The organism is Coleofasciculus sp. FACHB-712, from assembly GCF_014695635.1.
Classification (GTDB): Bacteria; Cyanobacteriota; Cyanobacteriia; order Cyanobacteriales; family FACHB-T130; genus FACHB-T130.
The window spans coordinates 1-2,863 of the sequence record NZ_JACJOQ010000298.1; the positions used below are offsets into that span (position 1 = coordinate 1).

Genomic DNA, 2,863 nt, shown 5'->3' on the forward strand with positions numbered 1-2,863 from the left:
GGGATTGCATAGAGAATCTTGGGACTTTCCACGACACCTCAACGCCAGACTGTTCTAGCGTCTCTATTTTGAGGTTAGGCGAAAGTCCGGGCGATCGCGCAAAAATTCTTAATCTTTTTTAAGTTAGTTACCCGCGAACGGTCAACGGCTACTCCAGCGAAGATACATCACGTAGACCAGTGCTAGAGCCTGCATTGGCATGAGCGCGGCATAGCCCCTAAAGAAGAAGTTAATCTCTAAGCTAGACATTACACTGAAATATCCCATACCTAACAAAGCTAGGAACATGGGTAAAATCAGTTTTTTGGGTTTGCGTATTAGCATATTAAGTCAGGAGAAAGATTTACAGAAGCAACTTAATTTAACAGGAATAAATTATCGCCCTATCTGTTAAATTTATCGTTGCAAAAACGACAAAATACAAACAAGCAATCGCAAATAATTTGACCTAAAAACAAAACTTTTTATACAAGCATGAATTCCTCAAAAAAATAGCTGGCCCAAGGGTGAATGAACCAAGGCGAGATATAGTTCTCCAGACTTTGATAAATAATACAAGCGCAACGCATGGTAGCTTAAAATTAGAAGTAGGCTCAGCACCTGTAGCTTTCGGGTCCTAAGCATTTGAACATACAAGACGGCGATTTTACGTCCCGCGATTAGTTCAAGTGTAATATGAACTGTTGCAATCAAAAAGGCAGCGAATAAAACCGGGCCGAACAGGTGTTCTGCTAAGGCGCAACTCCAATCTCCTCGCACAATTGCCATAAAAGACCGAGTCATGCCACACGTAGGACAAGGAATCCCCGTAAAGTGCCGAATTGGGCAAACCAGGAACGTTACTTTATATCCTTGGTTATAAAAGTAGGTTCCCACTAGAGGTGCTGAACATATTCCTAATATCAACCAGCGAATCCGTCGAGCATTGCTAGACAGATTAGAGCGAGATAATTTAGACATGGCTCAAGTTAAGCTAGCGTCTACCCAAGCGCTCTCGCAGGGGTCGATTAAAACCAACCTTTCTTGCTAACAAGGTAAGTGCTGACGAATTCTTCGTCAGATTTTGTCAAATAAGTTATTCCCTCGATCAAACCAATAATTCCCATAATTGGCGAACCGATTCCACAGGTAAGCAGGCTAACCAGCAACATGATGATGCCTTCTGTGTTATAGCCAAGAACAAACTTATGGATACCTAAAGCCCCGATAAGAATCCCGCAGACTCCAGCGGCGATTTTTTTGCTGGCATCAGTAGAGTTTCCATCCCTCATTTGTGTGAACCCTTGAAAAATTTGCTTTCCGCTTTTAGTGTTCCCAGTTGGGTAACGCATCTATCACAAGACGGAAAGCATTGATTCTTCTTAACAATGACTGGAAGGAAACATCACGCAGATCCACTACCCAAGAGGAAAAGACTCAGCAAAGTGCCACCATTCCAGAGAGAGTGGAGGAGTATCGGTGCAAGGAGGTTGCGCGATCGCGTATAAACCACTCCCAAAACCATTCCCAACGTCGCCAGGGGCAAGATTTCCGAGAGATTCAGGTGAACAATCGCAAAAAACAAGCTACTGAGCGCGATCGCTCCCCAAACGGGCATATAACGGGTGAGGGACGGCAACAGAAAACCGCGAAACAAGAACTCCTCAAACAATGGTGCTGCCACCGCCGCCGTCAAGAAAAAGATCGCCAGCGCCACACTATCTTGCCCCTCTAGAGCAATCGGTAAAATCGGATTGCTGCCCCCTTGTCCCTGCCACAGCTTTTGGTTAATCAGCGACACCACAATCACTAGAGGCAGCGCGACTAAATATCCGCCCAATCCCCAAAGAATCCAGTTTCCCCGCCAATTGAATCGAAACCAACCTTCTGGCAACGGTAAAAAAGAGCGGATAGATAAATACAGAACCAGCAGACACTCAAACGCCAATGTTGCGTAACTCACCAGAACAAAAGCCGCTTGTGTGCGAACATCGAAGCTGGCTCGGTTTAGGGGCAGTAAGCTAAAAAAGAGCGGCAGTAGAAATTGACCGATAAAGAAAAAGCCTACGACGAACACCTGCCAAATAATTTCGGCATTCCAAGGCGTTGTCCAAGGGATATCGCCATTTTGAGCGAGGATGGCTTCTTTTCCCTTAATTAGCACTCCTGCTAGTAGAAAAATCAGCAATCCTAATCCCACCAATACTCCCACTAGCGGGATTGCTCCAACAATCGCTAATTTTACAATTGCAGCTTCAGCGCGTTCCTGCTCTCGTGCCTGGAGTGCCGCCAAATCCTTCTGACGTTCTTCTACTTGGTAGAGTTTAGTCAAAGCGCGATCGCGGAACCAGCCGTCTAAATGCTCTTGAATTTGCGGCTGGGCATCCACTATTAGGCTGGGTGGCTTGCTCCAAAGTCCCACCAAAACCGCCGCTGGCTTAATCTTTAACTCGCTGGATGCTTGCTGTTTAGACCGATTGATTAATTCAGTCCAAGTTTTAATTGCCGCCTCCGTTTGTCCTTGTTGAGCTTGTAAAATTCCCAACCGCAAGTCAAGCTCAGCAATCAGCTGTTTTACCTTCTTGATTGACGCCAGCAATTGTTGCGGTGATTTAGCCGCATCTGGATTCGCATCGGCTTCCAATTTCAGCTTTTCGAGCCGCCCTTGCAGCTTTTCCAGAGTGGCTCGATCCTCCGAACGCGCCTCCTCATACTGCTTTTGGGCAGTTTTTAAAGGATCTTCACCTAAAAGAGCGTTCCGGGCGTTTGTTAAATTGGCATCACCAGCTTTGTCGCCCTGCCACTCACTCGCTTGGAGTAACAAATTCGTTTGGTACAGTTCCAGGCGACCTTGAATCTGAGGCTGATTCCAGCTATCCAGTAA

General features: G+C 46.0%; 3 protein-coding genes. All 3 read right to left on the reverse strand.

All coding sequences use genetic code 11. From position 1 onward, the window contains the following. Positions 1-483: 483 nt before the first annotated feature. Complete coding sequence (locus tag H6F50_RS07885; RefSeq protein ID WP_199292049.1) at positions 484-960, reverse strand: DUF2752 domain-containing protein; 477 nt, start codon at positions 958-960, stop codon at positions 484-486. A gap of 47 nt (positions 961-1,007) precedes the next feature. Further along, positions 1,008-1,271 (reverse strand): TM2 domain-containing protein, encoded by a 264-nt coding sequence (locus H6F50_RS07890; protein WP_190414164.1) that lies wholly within the window; start codon positions 1,269-1,271, stop codon positions 1,008-1,010. A 113-nt stretch (positions 1,272-1,384) separates the two neighbouring features. Then, positions 1,385-2,863 (reverse strand): CPBP family intramembrane glutamic endopeptidase (locus H6F50_RS07895; RefSeq protein WP_190428153.1); only part of this gene is annotated, 1,479 nt, incomplete at its 5' end.